Raw genomic sequence first — 639 nt, 5'->3', positions numbered from 1 at the left:
ACGGCGGCACGGTCAGCGGCCTGCTGGCGCTGACCGGGGCCTGCTACTGGTCTACGGGCTGCTGCTGGCAGTGCAGGGCCGGGTACTGGAGGAGTTGCCCGGCGCTGGCCGGCCGCCGGGCTGGTGGTGCTCACCGCCACCGGCTGTGTGCTCTTGAGCTGGTACGGGCAGCTGAGCTGGTTTTTCGGGACCCAGTCCTTCCTGGCCGCGCTGGTGTACATCGGGTTCACCCTCGGTGCACTGCTGCTGCGCCGCCCGGCCCGCCCGCTGGATCGGCGGGCCGGGGCATGAACCGCACGCTTCCCGGACCGCGGCCGGTGCATCATCTAGGCTGGTGACTACGATGAATGCCAGGCAGAAGACCCACCTAAGCGGCGGGCGCGAGCGCGCCATCAGCGAAGCTGCACGCCCCGATGAGGACGAGTTCCGTGTGGACATTGAGCGGATCCGCTTCTCCCCCTACTTTTCCCGGCTCTCCGCGGTCACCCAGGTGATCCCGCAGGCCGGGGCCGGCACCGTGGTGCACAACCGGCTGACCCATTCGCTGAAGGTGTCGGCCGTGGCCCGCTCGATCGCGATCGGGCTGCGCAACTCGGATCCGCGCACCCAACAGCTGGTGGAGGAGCTGGGCGGCTGCGA

1 protein-coding gene and 1 pseudogene are annotated in these 639 nt (G+C 69.8%); both read left to right on the top strand.

Annotated features, from left to right (window positions below; all coding sequences use genetic code 11):
* Positions 1-123 precede the first annotated feature (123 nt).
* Positions 124-291, top strand: coding sequence for a hypothetical protein (locus tag JCM19049_RS21655; protein WP_279403487.1), 168 nt, complete (start codon positions 124-126; stop codon positions 289-291).
* 52 nt (positions 292-343) lie between these two features.
* Positions 344-639 (top strand): annotated as a pseudogene (locus JCM19049_RS16830) (phosphodiesterase); the annotation flags it as partial.

The sequence above is a fragment of the Arthrobacter sp. JCM 19049 genome, assembly GCF_001310435.1.
This window is presented reverse-complemented; position numbering and strand designations above follow the sequence as displayed.